The following is a 724-nucleotide window of genomic DNA, read 5'->3' on the forward strand; positions in this document are numbered from 1 at the left end:
GGAAGCACAGCAGGACTTACCTATGGTCATGTAGGAATTTATATTGGAGATGGTAAAGTTATGGATAATATTGGACGAATAAGAGTAACCACTTTAGACAATTGGATTGCGTCTTTCTGCAAGCATCATCCCGTAGGATTTGGATTCCCACCAAACGTAAAGAAATAGGAGGTAACAATGTGAAACGAGAATTAACGGTAGTGAAAAACAAAATAAAGAAGTTGAAGGATAAAAAGGCTTTGATTGATGAAGAATTGGAGCCTTTATTTATTCGTGAAGAAGAACTTGAAAACGAAGAAATCATTGCCATTTGCAGAAAGAACAACATTACAATCAGTGATTTGATGGCAAAGGTAAACAGACAAAGAGTAGAAATGAAAAAGGAGAAGTCAAATGAAAACCAGTTGGAAAAAGAATAAGAAGTTTTGGACAGCAGCACTTGCAGTCGTTGTAAGTATAAGCTGCCTTTTGGGTCTTTGGACAGTTGTTTATGCTCATGAGCAAAGCTTAACGGAAGCACCTACAAGCGATAAAGCTGTCCAAACACAAGTGGAAGTAAATGTAAAGTATATCTTTGAAGATGAAAAAGTTTATAAGGAAGAAAAGATAAAGGCTGAGAAAGGACAGCTTCTTGACAGCGGTGATCTGCCGATGCTCCCTGATAATATGAAATTTATTGATGAGTTTCTATTTTATGAAGTAAAAGGCGATGGAAATGATGAAA

Annotated in this window: 1 protein-coding gene and 1 pseudogene; both read left to right on the forward strand. The window is 36.3% G+C overall.

Annotated features, from left to right (window positions below; translation table 11 throughout):
- Window positions 1-179 precede the first annotated feature (179 nt).
- Window positions 180-419: a hypothetical protein gene (locus tag HMPREF1253_RS02970; RefSeq protein WP_000817944.1), complete on the forward strand. Its 240-nt coding sequence runs from the start codon at window positions 180-182 to the stop codon at window positions 417-419.
- Window positions 394-724 (forward strand): annotated as a pseudogene (locus tag HMPREF1253_RS02975) (cell surface protein); the annotation flags it as partial. The gene HMPREF1253_RS02970 and the pseudogene HMPREF1253_RS02975, both read left to right, overlap by 26 nt.

Source organism: Peptoniphilus sp. BV3C26 (assembly GCF_000478985.1).
Taxonomy (GTDB): domain Bacteria; phylum Bacillota; class Clostridia; order Tissierellales; family Peptoniphilaceae; genus Peptoniphilus_B; species Peptoniphilus_B koenoeneniae.